General features: G+C 49.0%; 15 protein-coding genes. 8 read left to right on the forward strand and 7 right to left on the reverse strand.

Annotated features, from left to right (window positions below):
• Nucleotides 1-2 precede the first annotated feature (2 nt).
• Nucleotides 3-1,031 (reverse strand): DUF1853 family protein, encoded by a 1,029-nt coding sequence (locus tag NNX04_RS01875; RefSeq protein ID WP_261947310.1) that lies wholly within the window; start codon nucleotides 1,029-1,031, stop codon nucleotides 3-5.
• 89 nt (nucleotides 1,032-1,120) lie between these two features.
• Here NNX04_RS01875 and NNX04_RS01880 point away from each other — a divergent pair, with 89 nt between their 5' ends.
• The 7 genes from NNX04_RS01880 to NNX04_RS01910 all read left to right on the forward strand — a co-directional run bounded on the left by NNX04_RS01880 (nucleotide 1,121) and on the right by NNX04_RS01910 (nucleotide 9,293).
• Entirely contained in the window at nucleotides 1,121-2,020 is a 900-nt protein-coding gene (locus NNX04_RS01880; RefSeq protein ID WP_007641897.1) for an NAD(+) kinase, read from the forward strand.
• 18 nt (nucleotides 2,021-2,038) lie between these two features.
• Complete coding sequence (locus NNX04_RS01885; protein ID WP_261947311.1) at nucleotides 2,039-3,049, forward strand: metallophosphoesterase; 1,011 nt, start codon at nucleotides 2,039-2,041, stop codon at nucleotides 3,047-3,049.
• 34 nt (nucleotides 3,050-3,083) lie between these two features.
• Nucleotides 3,084-3,956 carry a rhomboid family intramembrane serine protease gene (locus NNX04_RS01890; RefSeq protein ID WP_261947312.1) on the forward strand — a complete coding sequence of 291 codons (873 nt, stop codon included), beginning with the start codon at nucleotides 3,084-3,086 and terminating at the stop codon, nucleotides 3,954-3,956.
• Nucleotides 3,957-3,976: 20 nt separating this feature from the next.
• Nucleotides 3,977-4,249, forward strand: a complete 273-nt coding sequence (locus NNX04_RS01895; protein WP_007641894.1) for a YeaC family protein — start codon at nucleotides 3,977-3,979, stop codon at nucleotides 4,247-4,249.
• A 33-nt stretch (nucleotides 4,250-4,282) separates the two neighbouring features.
• Nucleotides 4,283-6,982, forward strand: a complete 2,700-nt coding sequence (gene pepN / locus NNX04_RS01900; protein ID WP_261947313.1) for an aminopeptidase N — start codon at nucleotides 4,283-4,285, stop codon at nucleotides 6,980-6,982.
• Between the two features lie 332 nt (nucleotides 6,983-7,314).
• A complete protein-coding gene (locus NNX04_RS01905; protein ID WP_261947314.1) occupies nucleotides 7,315-8,448 on the forward strand; it encodes a methyl-accepting chemotaxis protein in 1,134 nt (377 codons plus the stop codon).
• Between the two features lie 5 nt (nucleotides 8,449-8,453).
• Nucleotides 8,454-9,293, forward strand: a complete 840-nt coding sequence (locus tag NNX04_RS01910) for a nitrate- and nitrite sensing domain-containing protein (RefSeq protein ID WP_261947315.1) — start codon at nucleotides 8,454-8,456, stop codon at nucleotides 9,291-9,293.
• Here NNX04_RS01910 and NNX04_RS01915 read toward each other — a convergent pair.
• The 6 genes from NNX04_RS01915 to NNX04_RS01940 form a co-directional block, all read right to left on the reverse strand.
• Nucleotides 9,279-11,030 carry a BatD family protein gene (locus NNX04_RS01915; protein WP_261947316.1) on the reverse strand — a complete coding sequence of 584 codons (1,752 nt, stop codon included), beginning with the start codon at nucleotides 11,028-11,030 and terminating at the stop codon, nucleotides 9,279-9,281. The genes NNX04_RS01910 and NNX04_RS01915 overlap by 15 nt on opposite strands.
• 73 nt (nucleotides 11,031-11,103) lie before the next feature.
• Nucleotides 11,104-13,038: a vWA domain-containing protein gene (locus tag NNX04_RS01920; protein ID WP_261947317.1), complete on the reverse strand. Its 1,935-nt coding sequence runs from the start codon at nucleotides 13,036-13,038 to the stop codon at nucleotides 11,104-11,106.
• Nucleotides 13,038-14,042: a vWA domain-containing protein gene (locus NNX04_RS01925; protein WP_261947318.1), complete on the reverse strand. Its 1,005-nt coding sequence runs from the start codon at nucleotides 14,040-14,042 to the stop codon at nucleotides 13,038-13,040. The genes NNX04_RS01920 and NNX04_RS01925 overlap by 1 nt, the downstream gene beginning before the upstream one ends.
• Nucleotides 14,035-14,607, reverse strand: a complete 573-nt coding sequence (locus NNX04_RS01930) for a DUF4381 domain-containing protein (RefSeq protein WP_261947319.1) — start codon at nucleotides 14,605-14,607, stop codon at nucleotides 14,035-14,037. Before NNX04_RS01930 ends, NNX04_RS01925 begins: the two co-directional genes overlap by 8 nt.
• Before the next feature lie 28 nt (nucleotides 14,608-14,635).
• Entirely contained in the window at nucleotides 14,636-15,622 is a 987-nt protein-coding gene (locus NNX04_RS01935) for a DUF58 domain-containing protein (protein WP_261947320.1), read from the reverse strand.
• Between the two features lie 5 nt (nucleotides 15,623-15,627).
• A complete protein-coding gene (locus tag NNX04_RS01940; protein ID WP_261947321.1) occupies nucleotides 15,628-16,587 on the reverse strand; it encodes an AAA family ATPase in 960 nt (319 codons plus the stop codon).
• A 205-nt stretch (nucleotides 16,588-16,792) separates the two neighbouring features.
• On the opposite strand from NNX04_RS01940, the gene NNX04_RS01945 reads away from it, so the two are divergent.
• Nucleotides 16,793-21,691, forward strand: coding sequence for an NAD-glutamate dehydrogenase (locus NNX04_RS01945; protein WP_261947322.1), 4,899 nt, complete (start codon nucleotides 16,793-16,795; stop codon nucleotides 21,689-21,691).
• Nucleotides 21,692-21,747 lie beyond the last annotated feature (56 nt).

Raw genomic sequence — 21,747 nt, forward strand, 5'->3', positions numbered from 1 at the left:
TTTTAAGGGTTGCTGTGGTTTTGCGGCCAGTCATTGGGCACTACAAAACCGCGTAACTGCTCTCGCCAGATACTCATTTTTTCATCATTCCCCACGCATGACTCTATAACGGCCGCCACCATGAGCGGCCGTTTTGTTTGGTGCAGTTGGTGCATCAATTGCTGGCTCAGCAATTCCACTTCGATCGTCAGGTTTACATCCGGTAACTGTACCGGTGAGAACCATTGTTCGCGTTCTAAAACTATCCAATTGAACTTGGCGTTAGTGAGTTTTGTGTCAGCGATCAGTGTTAAAAAATCGCGCAAATACCACCAAAATCCCAAGGCTTGATACGCATGACTGTGCAGTGCTCGCGGCAAGCTATGGATATATTCTGCGCTGGTTAATTGATTGATGGATAGGGTGGCGGGTGCGGGTGAAAATAAATACCCCTGCAGGCAAAGTCCGCTGCGCCAGTGATCCGCTTGGGGGAAATGCTGCTGCAGCGCAGTTTTTCCTTCGGCTGTTTGATGTAGCGGTAATTGATGATCGCGCAAGCGCGCCAATTTCAAATCAAAACGATCATGGCTGTTGGGGCCAATCCAATGGTGCCAATCTTGTGCTTGTTGAGGATCGAGGGTATCGCATAAATAAAATTTTACCGCCGTTTCAATATGCCAATAGTCGTCGCCGTGCCGGCATAAAAAATCAAAGGCGCCGAGAGTCGCTTTGCCGCGGTTAATGGGGAAGTTATGCGCAAGTAATTGCCACTGCGGTGAATGGGTAAAATAAAAGCGCCACAGGGTTTCGTAATAAATGCCGAGGCGTGTACTTTTTACTTGCGCCAATGCATTCATTAGCGCTGCCGGTTGTTTATCTAATGCTTGTAACCAAGGCCAGATATTCGTGTCCACCAAGGGTAAAATGTGCGCGTTACTGCCTGATAATTTCTGCAATAAAGGTGGGCTCAGGCAACACCAGGCCAAATCGCGCACGGCTTGATGGCGGAGTAGGTGGAATGGATCGGTGTCTGCAAGCGGGGCAATTAGCATAAAGTTAAGTCTTGGCGGTGATGAGGGCTATAATAGCCCACAGACATGTCGGCTTTTTGCCATTTTCATCAGCGCTCCCAGTGATACTTATGACTCATTTTTCGACTATCGGCCTTATCGGCCACCTTAACAACGAGCGCGCGGTTTATTCCATCAAGCGGCTTATTCGATTTTTGCAGCAGCGCAACAAAGCCTTTGTATTGGAGGCAGAAACGGCAGCGTTAATCACCGACGCCGGAATGGTCGCTGGTGCCCAGCAGATAATGGATATGGAAACCCTTGGGCAGGTGTGTGATCTGGTCATTGTGGTTGGTGGTGATGGCAGTTTGCTACGCGGTGCCCGGGCGCTGGCGCAGTATCAAGTCCCATTGCTTGGGGTTAATCGCGGCCGTCTGGGATTTTTGACTGACATCACCCCGGAAGATATCGAAAATAAAGTAGATGAAGTGCTCTCCGGCAAATTTACCTCGGAAAAACGTTTTCTGCTGGACATGGAAGTAAAGCGTGCAGGTCAACTAATTGATACCGCCGATGCGCTGAATGATGTAGTGCTGCATCCCGGCAAGTTTATTCATATGCTGCAATTTGAAATTTATGTGGATGGTGTATTTGTCACCAGCCAGCGCTCAGATGGGGTAATAGTCGCTACGCCTACCGGCTCCACCGCCTATTCGCTCAGCGGCGGCGGCCCCATTTTGCACCCCACCCTGGATGCGATTGTTGTTGTTCCCATGAACCCCCACACCCTAAGCAGCCGTCCGATCGTTGTTGCTGGTAACAGTGAAATCAGCATTCGCGTGGGTGAACATAATCGCGCCGAGCCGATGGTGACCTGTGATGGCAGCTCGCACGTAGAAGTACAGACGGGCGATGAAATTTGTATCCGCAAAAAAAGTCAGTTACTCGAGTTGCTACATCCCCTGGATTACAACTTCTATCAGCGTTGCCGCTCCAAGTTAGGCTGGGGTGGGCATTTGTTGCGAGAGTAGTATGGTTGCAAGAGTAGTATGGTCGTGAGTCCGTCATCATCAGTATCAACAACCGCTATTCGTGGCGAAGCTTATGGTTATGATTTGATTGGCGATATTCACGGCTGTGCACAAACTTTAGCGCGCCTGCTGGAATTAATGGGCTACAAAAAAGTGCGTGGTGTTTATCGCCACCCATCTCGCCAAGCCATTTTTCTTGGCGATGTAGTTGACCGGGGGCCGCGTATTCGCGAGGCTTTGCACTTGGTGCGCAACATGGTCGAGCAGGGCAGTGCGCTGATGATTCTCGGCAACCACGAATTTAACGCGATGACCTACTGCACTCCCGTCGCGCCGGGCGCAAACGACTATTTGCGCGCACATACCCCCGCCGCCACCCGGCAAATCGCCGAAACTCTGCAGCAATTTTCCCGCTACCCCCATGAGTGGCGAGCGTTTATGGATTGGTTCGCCAGTTTGCCGTTGTTTTTGGAAATTGAGCACCCACTGACCCAGCAAGTATTTCGAGCTGTACATGCTTGCTGGGATCAGGCCCTGATTGACCAGCACCGTAAGGACTTTGGTGATGGACACATTGATTGGGGATTTGTGGAGCGCTCTTGCCGCAAGGGCAGCCTGGAGCACCTCACCCGTCTACGCCTCACCGGTGGGGTGGATTTGCCACTGCCGGAGGGCGAGGAAATGGTCTCGGCCGATGGTTATGTTCGTCGCGCGTTTCGCACCAAGTTTTGGGTGCCCGACGCAAAAACCTATGGGCAATTATTATTTCAGCCTGACCCACTGCCCGAGCATATCGCCACCATGGAGATTGCACCTGAACATCGCTCGCAAATGGTGTACTACGATGCACAACAGCCACCACTGTTTGTTGGGCACTACTGGCTGACCGGAAGCCCTCGTCCCATAGCGCCCAACCTCGCGTGCCTGGATTACAGTGCGGTTAAATTCGGCCGTTTGGTGGCATATCGCATGGACGGTGAGGCACAATTACAGCAGGATAAATTTGTTTGGGTCTATGTAGATCCTTGATGGTTGACCTCCCCCTGATAACTGGAAGACGCTTTTGAACTGGATCGCCGTAAAATATTTCTCTTTGGATCACGACTTATCCGCCCTCAGCCGTTATTTGCACGAGCGTGGCCTTGATCATCGCATTACTGAGGAAAATGCCCAGCAATGTTTGGCCGTAACCGATGCGGCGGTGATTCCGGCGCTGCAAGATTTTTTACAACAGCTGGAGGATGGGCGAGCGCAATTACCCTCAGCAACCGCTGAACCTTTGGTTACGCCTCCCTATATCCAAGCCGGTGCTGCTCAGCCTTCGCTGTTGGTGCAGGCGCTGCATACTCCCATAGTGCTTGCGTTAATTTTATTAAGTGCGGTAGGTGGATTACTGGTGACAACGGAAGCCGGCAATTTATTTTTGCATTATTTTAGTTTTCAGGATTTTACTGACACGCAGTACATTCCTATCGGCGAGTCACTGTCAGGTGGCGAACTCTGGCGATTATTAACACCGATCTTTTTACATTTCGGTATTTTTCATTTTTTGTTTAACAGTTTATGGATGTGGGATTTAGGGCGTCGCCTGGAAATTCTCCAAGGGAAGTGGGGCTTTTTATTATTTGTGGTAGTTACCGGTATTGCCTCTAATCTTACACAGTATATGTGGAGCGGTTCTTCCAATTTTGGTGGAATGTCTGGCGTAGTCTATGCCTTGGTAGGTTTTATTGCTGTGCGCCAACGTTTAAACCCTCATCCGTTGGTTGCTGTATCGCCCGCATTGATTGGTTTTATGTTGGTGTGGCTGGTGTTGTGCATGACCGGCGTGGTTGATTATTTTATTGCCGGTTCTGTCGCTAATGCGGCGCATCTCGGTGGTTTGGTTGCTGGTGCGGTTTATGCGCTATTCACGGGTCGTTATTTTCTTCGTTAATTTTTTGTACGAGTCTTCTTATGGATTTACACCAATTACTGTCCAGCCTTACGCCAGAAATTTATCAAAATTTAAAACGCGCGGTAGAGCTGGGTAAATGGGCAGATGGTAATCGTCTCTCTGCCGAGCAGAGACAATTGTGTATGCAGGCAGTGATTGCCTACGAACACAAAAATTTACCGCCAGAGCAGCACACGGGTTACATTCCACCTGAGCCACATACCTTTTGTGGTGATGACGACCATGATCACGATCATGCCCACACCGATAAACCCATCAAGTGGGTTGAATAACTCCTTCATCTTTCTGCGACTCAGGAATTTATTATGACTGCTGTTGAACAATCGCTTCCCGCTCAAAACCAACAACCTAAAACGATTTATCTCAAGGATTATCAGGTACCTGATTATTTAATCAGAACGACGGATCTGCGTTTTGAAATTTATGAAGGTGAAACGATTGTCAGCGCTATGTTAGATTTGTATCGCAACCCTGCAGCAATTGCCCCTGCAACTCAACTCAAGTTGCATGGCGCTGATGTGGAGTTAGTTTCTATCGCGCTGGATGGAAAAGTCTTGGGTGAGGGCGATTATGAATTTGGCGAGGAGAGCCTCACGCTTTTTAATACGCCTGCCGAATTCAAATTATTAACCATCACCAAAATAAAACCGGAGGCCAATACCTCGCTGGAGGGTTTGTATCGCTCTCGCACTATGTACTGCACCCAGTGCGAAGCAGAAGGTTTTCGCAAAATTACCTATTACCTCGATCGCCCCGATGTAATGAGCGAATTCACCACTACGGTAGTGGCGGATAAAAAATTCCCGGTGCTGTTATCCAACGGTAATTTAATCGATCAGGGCGAACTGGAAAATAATCGCCACTATGCCACCTGGCATGATCCCTTTAAAAAACCGGCTTATTTATTTGCACTCGTGGCAGGTGATTTAGCGCATATCGAGGATAGTTTCACCACTTGTTCGGGGCGCGATGTCGCACTGAAAATATTTGTAGAACCCAAAGACCTGGACAAGTGCGACCACGCCATGACCTCGCTTAAAAATTCCATGCGTTGGGATGAAGAGGTTTACGGCCGCGAATATGATCTGAATATTTTTATGATTGTCGCGGTGGACGATTTCAATATGGGCGCGATGGAAAATAAAGGCCTGAATATTTTCAACACCTCCTGTGTGCTCGCCAAACCGGAAACCACGACCGATGGCGGCTTCCAGCGCGTAGAGGGTGTAGTGGCCCACGAATATTTCCACAATTGGAGCGGTAACCGCGTCACCTGTCGCGACTGGTTTCAATTGAGTTTAAAAGAAGGTTTTACCGTGTATCGCGATTCAGAATTTTCCGCCGATATGGGTTCGCGTACTGTGAAACGTGTCGAAGACGTTAGCCTATTGCGCACCTTGCAATTTGCGGAAGATGCAGGCCCCATGGCGCATCCGATTCGCCCTGAGTCCTATATCGAAATTTCTAATTTTTATACCATGACTGTGTACGAAAAAGGCGCAGAAATTATTCGTATGCTCGCCACCTTGCTCGGCAAAGAAAATTTCCGCAAAGGCACAGATTTATATTTTGAACGTCACGATGGACAGGCGGTCACTACGGAAGATTTTGTTGCGGCGCTCGCCGATGCTTCTGGTCGCGACTTAACCCAATTCAAACGCTGGTACTCACAAGCGGGCACACCGCGTTTGGAAATTCGCGATCATTACGACGAAGATGCGCAAGAATACTCATTGACCATCACCCAATCTTGCCCTGCCACGCCCGAGTGTGCACACAAGCTGCCGTTCCATATCCCGATTGCAATGGGCTTATTGGGCAGTGCGGGGGATTTACCGCTTTATTTAAAAGATGCCGAGCCAGATTTTGAAACGGGCGATAATACACACAAAGTTATCGAGCTGAGGGATACAGAACAAACGTTTGTATTTCAGCGTGTTCAGGAAAAACCGGTGCCCAGTTTGCTGCGTGGTTTTTCCGCCCCGGTAAAAATGCATTACCAATACAGCCGTGCCGATTTGGTATTACTCATGAGCCGCGACAGCGATGGTTTTAATCGCTGGGAAGCGAGTCAGCAGTTGGGCTTGCAAGCCATTTATGCTGCTATGCAGCACTACCAGCAGGGCGGTGATTTATCGGGTTGGGTGGTAGATGCAGATTTGATCGCCGCTTATCGCAGCGTATTGCAGGATGAAAGTCTTGATCAGGCAATGGTCGCTTACATGCTCAGCCTGCCAACGGAAGCGTATTTAAGTGAGTTGACTGATGTAGTTGATGTTGAGGCGATTCATTTCAGTCGCGCCGCCGTGCGCAAAGCACTGGCGCGAGAATTGCGCGAAGATTTTGAACGTATTTATCAAGCCTACGATCATCAGCAAAGCTACAGTGCAACAGCCGATGCGATTGCGGCGCGGAGTTTAAAAAATGTCGCGCTGGCTTATTTAATGTTGCTCAATGATGAAAATCTGATTCACGCCTGTGAGCTGCAGTATCGCACCAGCAACAATATGACCGATGTGATGGCGGCATTGACGCAATTGGTCAACAGTGAGGCCCCGCTTGGGCAGCAGTTGGCGGAACAGGCGCTGGCCGATTTTTATCAGCGCTGGCAGTACGAGTCTTTAGTGGTTAACCAGTGGCTGAGTGTGCAGGCCAGTTGCGCATTGCCCAACACGCTTACCAAAGTCAAAGCCCTGCAAACACACGCGGGGTTTGATGGGAAAAACCCGAACAAAATTCGCGCGTTAATTGCCAGTTTCTGTAATGCCAATGCGATTAACTTCCATGCAGGCGAGGGTGCGGGTTATCAGTTTTTGGCAGATCAAATTATCCACCTGAATAAACAAAACCCACAAATTGCAGCGCGCTTGTTAACCCCCTTAACCAAGTGGAAAAAATATAACCCGGCTCGCCAGGCACTGATGAAAGCAGAGTTGGAGCGAATCTTGGCAGAGCCCAATCTCTCCAAGGATGTATTTGAGGTGGTAAGCAAAAGCTTGGCATAGCGGCGTGCGTTAAACAGCACTAGCAAGTTTTCTCAATCATTAGACTAAAAATGGCCGCTCACTGAGCGGCCATTTTTTTTGCCTGATCTTCTTGTACCTCAGATATGGCATGAATGTTGAAGCAAGCATCTTATGATTTTGAAATAGGGCTTTGGTTCTGGCACCTAGCTTTCGAATGTATAGTTTTTGGTGCGCAAGTGGTTTTGTTGCCCCGTTAAAGGGCGAGTGCAGGCGGTAATTTCAATTTTCTTAAAAAATTCTTTGCACTACTTTTGGGCGATAGGTTGTGGTTCGGTTAACGAGTTGTTGGTTTTGTGGTGTGGAGGTAAGTGATGGTGCGTTTCTTGGGGCAGGCGGTTGCCTCAGTTAAATCCTGGGTTTTACTGGTGGCGATATTCGGCAATCTGCTGTTGGTAGCCGGAGCAATCGCGCTAAATAGTGTGAGCCTTTGGTTGATTGTGCCGCTACTACTCATCGTGGTTTTGATCCTGGGTGTTGTGGGTGGGGTCAATAAAGATATTGCGGGAATAAAACAGTATTTGTCCGCTGTCGATCGCGAACAAACTGTTGACTGGAATCAATTAGTGACTGGCCCATTACACGGTTTGCACGATACGTTTATCGAGGTTTTTAAAGCGCGCCAACGACGCAATGCAGAATATAAAGATGCAGTAAAAGAAATGGGCCACTCCTCATTGGAACTCGCCACCAACGCAAAAGAAGTTTCCAAAAGTGCGGCCTATCAATCCAATGCCACTATCTCCAGTGCGGCGGCAATTACTGAGATCAGCCACAGTATTGATGACATTAGTAGCCGAATTTCTGCCGCGCGTGATGCGGCAACTAGCGCGTGCGATTTAAGTAAGCAGGGAGGGCAGTCTCTCGCGGGTGCAAGCCGTGAAGTGAATGACGTAGCGAGCCTCGCGCGCGAAACCGAAGTGCGTGTGAGTCAGTTGGATGCGCTTATGCAAAACGTTACCTCAATGTCCAAAATCATTGGTGATATTGCCGGGCAAACCAATTTATTGGCATTGAATGCGGCGATTGAAGCGGCGCGTGCAGGTGAGCATGGGCGCGGTTTTGCAGTAGTCGCTGATGAAGTTCGTGCACTGGCAGTTCGCAGTCATGGTTCTGCGGTAGAAATTGCAACCAATATTGCCCGCGTACAAGAGAGTATGCAGCAGGTATTGGGCAGTATGAAAAGTGTGGTGGAAAAAACCGATAACTCGTTGCAAGAAGTTGCCAGTGCCGATGCTTCATTAAAATCTATTCTTACCACCACGGATGTTGTATTCAGTTTAATTGATGAAATTGCAGTTGCTGCCGGTCAACAGAGTATTGCCGCGCGCGAAATTTCAAAACATATAGAGACTGTTGCCGACCTAGCCAATCAAAATAGTTTTCGCGCCGGTCAAGCGGCAGAGATTGCAGACCACTTACATAAATTGACCCACCAAGCGGAGTAAAAATAATGGAAACTCCTCTCTTGCTCACCATTGTGCTACTGGCGGTTCCTGCAGGTTTCTTATTATTTTTAATGGTTTCCCTACAGCACAGGCGCAATCAAGCTAGTAAATTATTTGTGCAGGGTATTGCCTACATAAAACTGTTGCGCGGTTTGCTTACTTACATTCAGCAACACCGGGGTCTAACCACAGGGTTTATCAATGGTAATGCCGCGGCCAAGCAGGATATTGAATCCCTTGAGCAGAATATAAAACGCACTATGTCTGACGTAGATTCGTCCGGCGAATGGATGCGCAGTAATGTTAAATGGTCCAGTCTGGTCGATCATTGGTCGCGGCTGAGTGTGCTTTATATGCAGGGCGATGCAGATAAAAATTTTAAGCAGCACAATATTCTTATCGCCAACTTGCTCTATCTGATTGATGACGTTGCGGACGTGCACCACCTTACTAAAGTTACCGGCGATGCGATGGATACCGATTGGCGCTACCTGTTATCCATTGCCGAATACATCGGGCAGGCGCGTGCGTTGGGAACAGGCGTGGCAGCGAAAGGGCAGTGCTCAAGTGTGTTGCGTATTCAGTTGAATCACCTGCGCAATAAAATTGCATCCAGTGTTGATGCAACCTGGCCGGAACAATCGCGTAGCGAAATACACCATTTATTACATTGCATTGAAACCCAACTGGTGGTGGATCGCCCCAGCATTCAGGCCGCAGATTATTTTAAATTGGCGACCCGTTGTATTGAGCATGTGCTTAACCAATTTGATCGCCAAATTGAGCGGCTAGATATTGAAAGTGAGCGCCGGAGCGTCACTTTCATTTTTTTAACGTTTATATAGCGGCTGCAGGGGTTCACCGGCAGCCGTTTTTTTGTATTTGCGGCGGCGGAGGTTGGCCAATAACTGCAACAGGTTTTCACTGTCCAGTGTGCTGGCTGTGTTACTAAAAATAGCGCTATCTAATTGTTGTAATACCTCAGTGAGCGGCTGTGTTTTGGCACGTTGGGCGACACCGTGCAAACTGGTTAAGGTTTTATCGTTCCAATAAATCTGGCTCCAACTAAGAATGGCTTTACGCAACAACGCCAGGTTTTTATCACCCAGTGCGCGTTTAACGTCTGCCCAAGCGGCGGCTTCCGATTCATGTTCGCGAGTTAGCAGGTGCTGCTTGTTATCCTGCCGTTGTGTTAATTCCCGCTTCGCTGTCCAAAAACGCCACGCAAAAAATAACGCTGCCAACAACGTGATTAAATTGGACGCATAAAGCCAAACCGGTGTTTTTGTTGCAACTACTGAGCTTTCGGCAGCAATACTGCTCAAGTCGGTATTAAGCGGAATACTGTTTGTTTGTTCATCTTCAGTCTGTGTATCGACAGGCGGTGCCATATTGTTGGGTGACATAGCGCCGCTGCCTACATTGAGTGTTATTGCTGGAAGTGTTGCAGTTTGTTGCGTTTGTTTGTTGGTGTCCCACCATGACACAGTTGTTTCCGGGAGCGTAAAGCGGCCGGCTTTGGTGGGTACTATCGCAATGGTTTCTATACGCGAGCCTATCATTCCCTGAGCATTTTTTTGGTCGTCCGTTTGCGCCTGATCACTGTAAAAAGTGAGTCCATCCACATTCGGTAATTGGAGCGGTGCGATTTGTCCGGCTGTTAAACCATCCGCTTTGATTGTAATAGTACGCGTAATTGGTTCGCCCACTTTGAGTGAATCAATGCTGGCACTCCAGTGTTCAACTAATTCCACCTTGGTTGCCGGCAACCAGTTTTGGCTATACGCGGCTGGTGCGGGGTTTATCGTCAGGCGTTGTTCTTCGGTGCGCAAACGCAGGATATTACTTTGACTGTTGCCATAGAATCTATCCCACAAATCGCGCTGCCCTGAATCAAGCGATACTTGATAAAGCACCCCGGGAATAATCAGTTCACCGCTTTGTTGCGGGAAAATTGCGTAGCGTGTTTCTACTACGGCGCCAGGGCGGCCATTGATTTTGGTTTGATATTGTTTTTCATCCAGTTGCATTACCAGTGCATCTTTTACTTGCAGCGGTTGTAAATCGATTCCGCTCAAACCCACCGTAGTATAGAGGCGCAAGGTGACAATAATTTGCTCCTGCACATAGGCGCTGTCTTTACTGGTTTCAATTTCTACATTGACCTGGCTGTCGTTATTTTTGGGTGTACGGCTTTTTCCTTCCACGGTGATGGGGATTGCATCGCTAATGGCACCATCAATGGTGAACGAAGGAATAAGTAGGGTGCCGATGCGTTTGGGTGCAAGTGCAATTTTCCATTCGGTGGAGGCTTCCATATTGCCGTTGATAATGCTCATCTGGGTGCCGCTTTGGGTATTGAGAATATCAAAATCTTTTTGCAGCAACTCATAGTCCGGCGTGGCATTGATTTGTTCGTCGTAGCGCAATACCAGCGTGAAGGTTTCTTCCAGCCCTAGTGTATCGCGGTCGACGCTGGCGGTGAGGTTGCCTGCGTAAACATTGAGTCCGGTGATCATCAATATAAAGCCCACTAATTGGCGTGCACATTTTTTCATGCTAAAGCTGGATTCTTTCATCATTCTGTTCCGTCGCTATGGAGAGCAATACGCATTTTGTATTTTGGTTGCTGGCTGGAAAGTGATACGTTAAAAATTACCAGCGATTTTCAGCCCCGTTTTCAGGCGGTGTCCAATCACCATTCATAATTTCCTGATTGCGTTTGTAATGTTCGTAATTGAATTTGTTGCGCAGCAAACCGCCCGGATCATCCGGAACACGGCGCAACCATTGCTCCATGGCCTGACGTTCTTCATCGGTTAAATCATCCTCAGTAGGTTCAGCTATTTGTTGCTGGGCTTCCGCTGCTTGCTGTTCCTCTTGCTCACGCTGAGCAGCCTCGGCGGCCTTTTGCTCGTCAGATTTTTCTTCATCGGATTGTTCAGGCTCAGCGTTTTCTTGTTGCTCGTCCTGATCAGCTGAAGATTGTTGTTCGTTCTGCTGATTTTGTTGATTTTGCTGTTCATTGTCCGCTTGGTTTTCTTGCGACTGATCCTGTTGCTGATCACTTTGCTGCTGATTATTTTGTTGATCCTGCTGCTGATCGCTATTTTCCTGCTGTTGCTGATCCTTCTTTTGCTCGTTGTTTTGCTCTTTATTTTGATCCTGATTTTGTTCTTGTTGTTCTTGTTGTTCTTGTTGTTCTTGTTGTTGCTTCAGTGCTTCTTCCACTAGCTGACGATTTTTTTTGGCATCTTCCAAATCGGGATTTAATTTCAGTGCTTGGTCATAAGCCTTTAATGCTTCGGCTAATTGATTTGCTTTTGCCAGTGCATTGCCACGGTTGTAATGCCCGCGGTCAGTATTAAAGTCGGCAAAGGTTTTGGCGGCTGCCGCGTAATCGCCTGCTTTATATTGGGCGCTGGCTTTCCATTCCGGGTCGGTAAAGGTTTGTGCCGCGGCGGCGGCTTGTTCTTGTTGTAATTGTTCACGGGCTTGTTGGTTTTTATTTTTCCATAAATCGTCCCAGCTCATGGCATAACTGGTGTTGGGTGTTAAGCCAATTAGTGGAACTAACAATAAACTCAACAGCACACCGCGTCGGAAACTGTACAGCACTATGGGGAGCAGCAGTAATACCAGCCAGTGGCCACGGTCATACCAGCTATCAAACTCACGTTCAACGCGCTGGGTTTCTGCTTGTGCCGGTGCGGGGAAATCGAGCAGGTAATCAATATCACGACTGGTATTCGCTAGTGTGCGATAGCGGCCACGACTATCACTCGCCAATTGTTGCAATTCGTCGCTGTTAAGTTTGGTGGTGACTATGTTGCGTGCGTTGTCGCGCACAAAACCACCTTTGCTGCTGGGAATGGGTGTGGGAGTATCACCACCTACACCGAGAATCGACAAACGATATTGCGGTTCGCGATTCATAATATCGCGCACTGTGTATTGCGCATCCTCATCCACGCCGTCGGTGATTAACAATAAATCGCCTTGCGTAATGGATGAGTCTTTTAATAATTGCAGTGCGCGGTTGACGGCCGCTTCGGTATTGCTGCCTTGCGCTGGCATGATGTTGGGGTGCAGTGCGGGAATAATATTGTTAATGGTTTCAGTATCGTCGGTGAGTGGTGTCACTACATGCACATCACCGGCATAAACTAACAAGGCGGTTTGACCATCTTCCCGCTGGCGTAACATGTCGGCAATTTTTAAGCGGGCGCGCACCAGACGTGAGGGTTTTAAATCTTCGCTCATCATGGATGGGGAGAGATCTAACATAATTACCAGTGCTTGCTGATTTTGTTCCACTGCCACCGGGCGTTTTTCCCAGCTGGGGCCCGCGAGTGCAATGCAGCTCACAACCCACGCAAACAATAAGGCCAATAATTGCCAAGGTTTAATGCGCGTGGTTTGACCATCCAATAAATAATGTAAAAGTTCAGGTGCAACCATTTGCTGCCATTGTTTGGCGTTGTGTTTTTGATACCAAAGCAATAGGGCGATAATTACCACGGGCAGTAGTGCACCTAACCACCAAGGGCGCAAAAAATGAAACTGTGCAAGGAGTGATTCAATAGTCATTATGCATGCTCCACACGCGCTGCACGGCCTTGCCAAATATGCAGGCAGGCGAGCAAGAGGCTCAGCAGAAAAGCGATAGCCAGTGGCCAGTAAAATAGGGTTTGTACCGGGCGAAATGTTTCCGTTTCCATTTCAATAGGTTCAAGGCGATCCAACTCGCGATGAATATTATCTAACTCCTCTAAATTGCGAGCGCGGAAATATTTGCCGCCGGTTTTTTCGGCGATGTTAACCATGGCTGGCTCATCCAGATCGCGCGATGGATTAACAGTACGCGAACCGAAAATACCTGGCACCTCCATTGACTCAGCGCCAAACGCGATGGTGTAAATTTTAATTTTTGCTTGCTGCGCCAGTTCGGTGGCTTTGTCGGGTGAGAGTTGTCCGGCAGTATTGGCGCCATCGGTTAAGAGCACCAGTACACGGCTGGCATCCGGGCGATCGCGCAGGCGTTTTACCGCGAGACCAATTGCATCGCCAATCGCAGTTTCGCGCCCGGCAAAACCAATTTGTGCCTCTTGCAATAATTGATTAACGGTTTTGCGATCATAAGTTAGCGGCGCTTGTAAATAAGCTTGGGCGCCAAACAAAATTAACCCCATGCGGTCGCTATTGCGGCGCACCACAAAATCACCAATTACTTTTTTCACGGCCATCAAGCGCGTTACGCGACGGCCAGCAATGGCCATGTCGGTCTGTTCCATACTGCCGGAAATATCCACCGCCATTAATAAATCGCGCCCGCTCGAGGGCATGCTGGTTGGCTCGCCAACCCACTGGGGATTGGTCGCCGCGAATAAACAACAAATCCAAATCAGCCACAGCGCCAATAATTTTGCCGGGCGTTTATTAATACCGAGTTTACTGTGTTGTTCGAGTTGGCTGGCGTGTTGATAAAAGGGTACCCGCAGCGCCGCTTCAATGCGTTTTTTAGCGGGAATAAATGCCATCACTAAGGGCAGGGGAGCCAACAGAAGTAACCAAGGCCAATGCATTTCAAACATGGTTGGCCTCCGCTGTTGCGCTAGCTTTTTGTGTGGTGGCTTTTTGTAGGCTGGGAAGTTTTTGACGATGATTGCAATGCAGTTTTATCCACTGCTCACTGAGCTGGTACAAACCGGTGGCATCCACCTGCGGATTCTTCTGGTACGCACTGGTTAATAAACTTTGCCCGAGCTCGCTGGAAAATTTTTGGTTGAGCGCCGGGCAAACAGCATCCAACCAACTCAACCACTCTGCACCTTTAATGCTGGCGTTAAAACTCTGTGGGTAAGCGGTGATTGCGGTGCGGCGCAACAACACACTGAGCGAGTGCAAATAGGCAGCGGTATCTTGTGATTGCTGATACTGCGTATAAATAGCGGCGAGTTCTTGCTGGGCAACAAGGCGGTAATAGTTTTGTTGTTTGCGCGTGCGCCAGATAAAAAAGCCAATAATGGCAATGATGAATAATGCGATTAAAACCCACCAGCCAGGTGCGAGTGGCCACCAGCTTAGGCTGTCGGGCAAATGAATGTCGGCTAATTGATCCAGTGGTGAAGGTGTTGCTTGCATAGGTGGCGGTTGCATAAGTAACTATTGTTCTTTTTCAGTGAATTTATTTTTTACGTCCGAATGCTTTGCGCAAGCCATCCTGAACATCGTCTTGCGTGGCAAAACTTAGCAGTGGAATACGCAGGCGTTTGCAGATGGTTGTGAGCAAGTTCAGGTGTCGGTCAAATTGATTTTTATAGGCTTGCTGAAATGCTTTTTCGTTTGCGGCTAATTGCAACCGTTCACGGCCATTGCTAATGGTGAGCGCTGAGTTGCTGATCAATTGTCGTTCGAGTTGATCGTAAATATGAATCAGGGTGACATCGGTATGGCGAGCCAGCTCAAACAGCTGTTGCTCGGCGCTTTCATCCATATCGTGAAAATCGCTGATGATAAACAGTGCACAACCTGGTTTGGCGATACGTCGTGCATCGCCCAACATGTCTTGCAGGCGGTTTGCTTGTTGCGGTTGGCCATTGGCTAGCGTGCCAGGTTCGGGCATGAGCGGCGATACAAGGCGGTGATTGTAGTCCTGCAGCTGATGCAATAATTCCAGCACCGCATGTTTGCTGCGGCGCGGGCGTACATCGCGCTGATCGTAATCGCCAAATACCAGCGCGCCCAAACGATCACCGTTGGCCAGCGCCGCCCAACCGAGCAGGGCGGCAATGTGCGCCGCGAGTACGGATTTAAAACAGCGCGTGCTGCCAAAAAAAAGTGGTGAGCGTTGATCCACCAGCATAAATACCGGGCGCTCGCGCTCTTCGCGAAAAATTTTGGTGTGGGCGACTTGGGTACGCGCGGTGACTCGCCAATCAATGGAGCGAATATCATCGCCCGGTTGATACAGGCGCACTTCTTCAAAATTCATCCCGCGCCCGCGAAATCGGGTGCGTTCACCGCCCGACAATAAACTGCGTGCCGGCCTGTGGGCGAAGAGTTTTAGATCTTGTGCGGAAAAACGGCAGCGCAATAACGATGCTAATTCGGTGTAAGCACCGCGCGGATTCAATTCCTGCTGCTCATTTTTAACTTGCTGTTGGTTGCGCATAACAATTAGCTCAAAGGTACGGCAGCAAGTAGTTGGCTGATAGCCTGATCGGGTGTGGTGCCGGTTGCCTCGGCTTCAAAACTTAAAATCAGGCGATGGCGCAGTACATCGTGGGCCACGGCTTGCACATCGTCGGGGCTGACAAAGTCGCGGCCTTCCAGCCAGGCGTGTGCTCGGGCGCAGCGGTCCAGCGCGATAGTGGCACGGGGGCTGGCACCGTATTCTATCAGCCCGGCCAATTCCGCCGAGTATTGTGCGGGGCGGCGGGTGGCGTTGATCAAATGGACGATGTAGTCCTCAACACTTTCGGCCATGTGAATCGCCAGAATTTCTTTGCGTGCGGCTTCGATGGTTGCCTGGGAAATTTGCGTCGGTTGTTCACTGCTTACCGCGGCGGCTTCATTGCGGGCCAATTTTAAAATACGGCGCTCGGCATCAATGCTGGGGTAATCCACCACCACATGTAATAAAAAGCGGTCGAGTTGCGCTTCGGGTAGCGGATATGTGCCTTCTTGCTCGATGGGGTTTTGTGTCGCCATCACCATAAACAAACCAGGCAGTGGGTAGGTTTTGCTGCCCACACTCACTTGCCGCTCAGCCATAGCTTCCAACAGCGCCGATTGCACCTTGGCGGGCGCGCGGTTGATTTCGTCGGCGAGTACTAAATTGTGAAAAATCGGGCCGGGCTGGAATTCAAAGCGATGCTGCTCGGGGCGGTAGATATCGGTACCGGTAACATCGGATGGCAATAAATCCGGAGTGAACTGAATGCGATGAAAGTTGCCTTCAATAGCCTGAGCCAGGGTTTTAATCGCCTTGGTTTTGGCAAGGCCGGGCGCGCCTTCAACTAACAAGTGGCCATCGGCAAGTAGCGCAATTAATAGGCGCTGGGTCAAATGTTCCTGTCCGATGATTTGATCGTTAAGCCAGGTGTTCAGAGACTGTAATTGTTGATATGCCTGCATTGGAGTTGAAGACCTTGTGTTGTAATCAAGAGGGCGATTAAGGGTTAGTCATTGCTGAGGGCGTTACGAGTACGCGCGACAGCGCCACAAAAGTGCTAAATAGACTGCTCTTACTGGTGTCGGTTCCCTGTAATTTCAAGTGTTTACAGTGATTTTTCGACTAGGCTTAAAGAATACAGTCGCGGCACAAACAGGAGCATATGCCATGAACAGTACTTTGGTGAGCCAGCATAAGCCAGCCGAATTTTTGGAAGAATTTACGCGTTATGCCAACGAGCAGCTACCTACCGCAGAGCAGCCTGTATTTGGCGATTTTGCCAGCATGTTTTTCAACCACTATCCGCTCGATGAATTGCTCGGCAAACGCTTGAGCGATGTGTTTGGCAGTGTGTACCAGTGGTGGCAGTTTATGGTGCTGTTTGACCGCCGCGAGCCGAAAATACGGCTGTTTAATCCAACTCTGGCCGAGGATGGCTGGGTCAGTTCCCATACGGTGTTGGTCGTTTTACAGCGCGACATGCCATTTTTGGTGGATTCGCTGCGCATTGAGGTAAATCGCCGTGGCATTCCCATTTACACCATCAAAAGCACCGTGTTGAAAGTAGAGCGCGACGGCCAGCAGTTAGTCAGCGTACAGGCGCGCAATGGTGCAGCGACCACGGAAAATCACGAAGCATTAATCGTGATGGAGATCAGTGCGCACAGTGACGCACAAGAACTGGCGGCCATCACCAGCGGTTTGCGCAGTGTATTAGCTGAGGTGGAACAGGTGGTCAGGGATTACCAACCCATGCGCGCCGCCGCATTGGCCGCAGAACAGAATTTGAACTTTATGCAGGATGCCGCCTGCGTTGCCCATGTACAGGAAACCAAAGCCTTCTTGCGCTGGCTCACAGAGGATAAGTTCACGTTTCTCGGCTATTCCGAGTACGAATTTTGTGAGCTGGAGGGCAAAAAAACACTGCGCGAAATTCCCGTCCAGCGACTGGGGATTTTTGCCCTGCGCGATACACCACCATCAACCCTGGCGATGGATTTATTCAACGAAGGTATGGCGCGCTTTCATTTGGTGCCGCAGCCCATTGTGTTTTCCAAATCCTCGTTGCGCGCACGCGTGCATCGTTATGCCTATTCGGATTATGTAATCATCAAACGCTTTAATGCCCAGGGTGAAGTGATTGGCGAGGCGCGTTTTCTCGGGCTCTACACTTCAGCAGTGTATTTGATGAACCCGGCGAATATCCCACTGATTAGCACCAAGGTTGCCCAGGTGTTTGCTCGCAGCGGGTTATTGGAATCCAGTCACGATGGCAAAAATTTTCGTCAGCTATTGGATACCTTTCCGCGCAACGAAATATTTTTGAGCAGCAGTGCCGAGCTATACGAAACCTTGATGGGTGTTGCGCGAATTAATGAGCGCTCCATGGTGCGCTTATTTATGCGACGCGATCCCTTTGGCAAATTTATTAACTTTATTATCTATGTGCCGCGCGATTATTTTTCTACCAAAATTCGTTTGGCCATTCAGGAGCTTATTGGCAAGGCCATAGGCTCTCACGAATGCGAATTTACCACCTATTTTTCTGAATCCATTTTGGCTCGGGTTTATCTGGTATTTAAATTGGATAAAAATGTGCCGCTACAGGTGGATGTCGCGGCACTGCAAGCCGGTATTGTGAATATCACCCGCTCTTGGGAAGATTTTTTACTGGGCGCACTGCAGGAAGCTCATGGCGAAGAGGCCAGTGCCCAACTGTTGCGCGAGTTTCGCGATGCTTTTTCGTCGGCGTATCAGGAGCAATATGATGCGCGCACCGCTGTGCAGGATATTCACACAATTCAATCCTTGCTGGAGCAGATACCGCGCAGCAGCACAAATGTTGTACCTATCGCGCTCAGTATTTACCAGCTGCGTGGTCAGGAGCAGGGCGCAAGTTTACAGTTCAAAATTTTTCACCCCACAACCACATTGGCACTGTCCGATGTTATTCCGGTGTTGGAGAATTTGGGTTTCAGGGTTATCAGTGAAAGTGCTCATGATATTCGTAGCACCTCTGGTCAGGTGGTGTGGGTGCATGATTTCAAACTCGCGCATCAAGCAGAATCTACTCTGGAATTTTCAGCGCTAAAAACCGTACTTGCCGATGCTTTTATTGCTATTTGGCAGGGCGATGCCGATAACGATGCGTTTAATACCTTGGTGGGTAGTGTAGGTTTGCACTGGCGCTCAGTGGTGATGCTGCGCGCCTATGCCAATTATATGCATCAAACCTTATTTCCTTTCAGTATTAATTACATGGCGACGGCGCTGGTGAATCAAGCCGATCTAACGCGCCAGCTGGTTGAATTGTTTCACCACAAATTTGATCCGCTTGTGCAGGGTGAATCTACAGCCGCACAAATCGACGCAGTTCGCTCGCGCATTGTTGGCGATTTGGATCAGGTACAAAACCTGAACGACGATCGCATCATTCGTCGTTTTATGGCGCTAATCGATAATAGTTTGCGCACCAATTTTTATCAGTGCGATGAACTCGGTGCTTATAAACCTTATCTCTCCATTAAATTTTCACCGCGAGGTTTGGCAGAAGTTCCCGAGCCGCGACCATTGTTTGAAATTTTTGTGTACGCAACACGTATGGAAGGTGTGCATTTGCGCACCAGTAAAGTAGCGCGTGGTGGTTTGCGCTGGTCAGATCGCCTGCAGGATTATCGCACCGAAGTGTTGGGCTTGGTAAAAGCCCAGCAGGTTAAAAATGCGGTGATTGTTCCGAGCGGTGCCAAGGGCGGATTTGTGTGCAAAAAAATGCCTGCCAATGCCACGCGTGAACAGCAACAACAAGAAGCGATAGCGTGTTACCAATGGTTTATTCGCGGCTTATTAGACCTTACCGATAATTTAATTGATGGCAGTGTGGTAACGCCCAATAATGTAGTGCGTTACGACGATAATGATCCTTACCTGGTGGTAGCGGCGGACAAAGGTACCGCCAGTTTTTCTGATATCGCCAATACAATTTCTCAGGAATATAACCATTGGTTGGGGGATGCCTTTGCCTCAGGTGGCAGTCAGGGTTATGACCACAAAGGTATGGGTATTACCGCACGCGGTGCGTGGATTTCCGTGCAGCGCCACTTTTTGGAAAAAGAAATTGATGTGCAAAGCCAACCCATTACCGTGTTAGGTATTGGTGATATGGCGGGTGATGTATTTGGCAATGGGATGTTGCTTTCATCAGCCTTGAAGTTGGTGGCCGCGTTTAACCATCAGCATATTTTTATCGACCCCGAACCTGACCCTGCCGCCAGTTTTGCCGAGCGTCAACGGTTGTTTGCACTGCCTAAAAGTAGCTGGAGTGATTACGCTAAACATTTAATCAGCGAAGGCGGTGGCGTATTTGAGCGTAGCGCAAAAGTGATTGTGCTCACCCCGCAAATACGCGCGCGTTTTGCAATCGATGCGACCAACCTCACACCCACCGAATTTATTCATCAATTATTGCAGGCGCCGGTAGATTTAATTTGGAATGGCGGCATAGGCACTTATGTCAAAGCAGCGGCTGAAACCCATGCCGAGGTGGGTGATAAGGCCAATGACAGTTTGCGCGTTAATGGCGAACAATTGCGCTGCAAAGTATTTGGTGAAGGCGGTAATTTGGGTATGACTCAGCGCGGTCGTATCGAATACTGTTTGCAGGGTGGCGCCTGCAATACGGATTTTATTGATAATGCCGGTGGTGTGGATTGTTCGGACCACGAGGTCAATATCAAAATTTTATTAAATGAAATTGTCGTTAATGGTGATCTCACCCAAAAACAGCGCAACCAATTATTGGTAGATATGACCGATAACGTAGCCCAGCTAGTGCTCTATAACAATCGCCGTCAAGCGCAAGCAATAAGTGTGGCGCAGTCGGATGCGCTGGCGCGCAGCGCGGAATATCGCCGGATGATGAATGCTTTGCAACAGCAGGGGCGGTTAAATCGCAAATTGGAGTTTTTGCCGAGTGATGAGAATTTATTGGAACGACAAACACAAGGTAAAGGCTTAACCCGCCCCGAGTTGGCGATCCTCATTTCTTACGCCAAGGCCGTATTAAAGGAGGATCTCGCGCAAGCCGCAATTGCCGACGATGATTACATGGCGGCATTTATTGAAACGGCGTTCCCACAAAAAATCTCGCAGTTATTTCCCATGGCGTTGCGCAATCACCGTTTGCGCCATGAAATAGTCGCCACGCAAATTGCCAATGATATGGTAAATACCATGGGCATTAGTTTTGCGCAGCGCTTGATGGAATCTACAGGTGCGAGTGTAGACGATATTGCTAAAGCCTATGTAATCGCTCGTGATATTTACGCTATGCCCGAGTTTTTAATCGCGCTTGAGCGAACATCAATCAGTATTTCATCTGCACTGCAGTTGCAAATGATTAACGGCATGATGCGCAAAATTCGCCGCGCGACACGCTGGTTTTTGCGCAATCGCCGCAGTTATTTAAACCCTGCAACCGAAGTGCAGCTATTTATCCCGGGTATGATGCATATCAATGAAAATTTAGTGCATTTACTTAATGGTGAGACATTGCAGGAATGGTTGGCCGCTACAGACCATTTGCGTGCGCTGGGTTTACCAGAAACGCTTATTAAACGTGTGGCACACCCAGCCGATCTCTATTCCGGTTTAAGTGTGATAGAGGCCGCGCGCATTGCCAATCAGCCCGTGGAAAGTTTGGCTAAAGTGTATTTTGCATTGGGAAATTATTTAAGTTTGCCTTGGTTTTCTGCACAGATTTCCAATTTGCCAGTGGATAATTTTTGGCAGGCCATGGCGCGCGAAACCTACCTGGGCGACCTGGAATCACAGTTGCGCAATCTGAGTGTGGCGTTAGTAAGGTTGATGGAAGATACGATGGATTTGGAGCAGCTTATTGAGCGCTGGAGTGCGCAGCATCAATTATTAATTGCGCGTTGGAAATCCATGGTCAATGAATTACAGGCCGCCAATGGAACCGATTTTGCGATGATTGCAGTCGCGCTGCGTGACCTGTTGGACTTGGCACAAGCTACCCAGCACTGCGAGACGCTGGACAATTGTGCGTGATTAACTCGGCGGTGCGGTATGCCCGCTGTTTATTTTATTGTTAACTGTTATCAGGG

Source organism: Cellvibrio sp. QJXJ, from assembly GCF_024452345.1.
Classification (GTDB): Bacteria; Pseudomonadota; Gammaproteobacteria; order Pseudomonadales; family Cellvibrionaceae; genus Cellvibrio.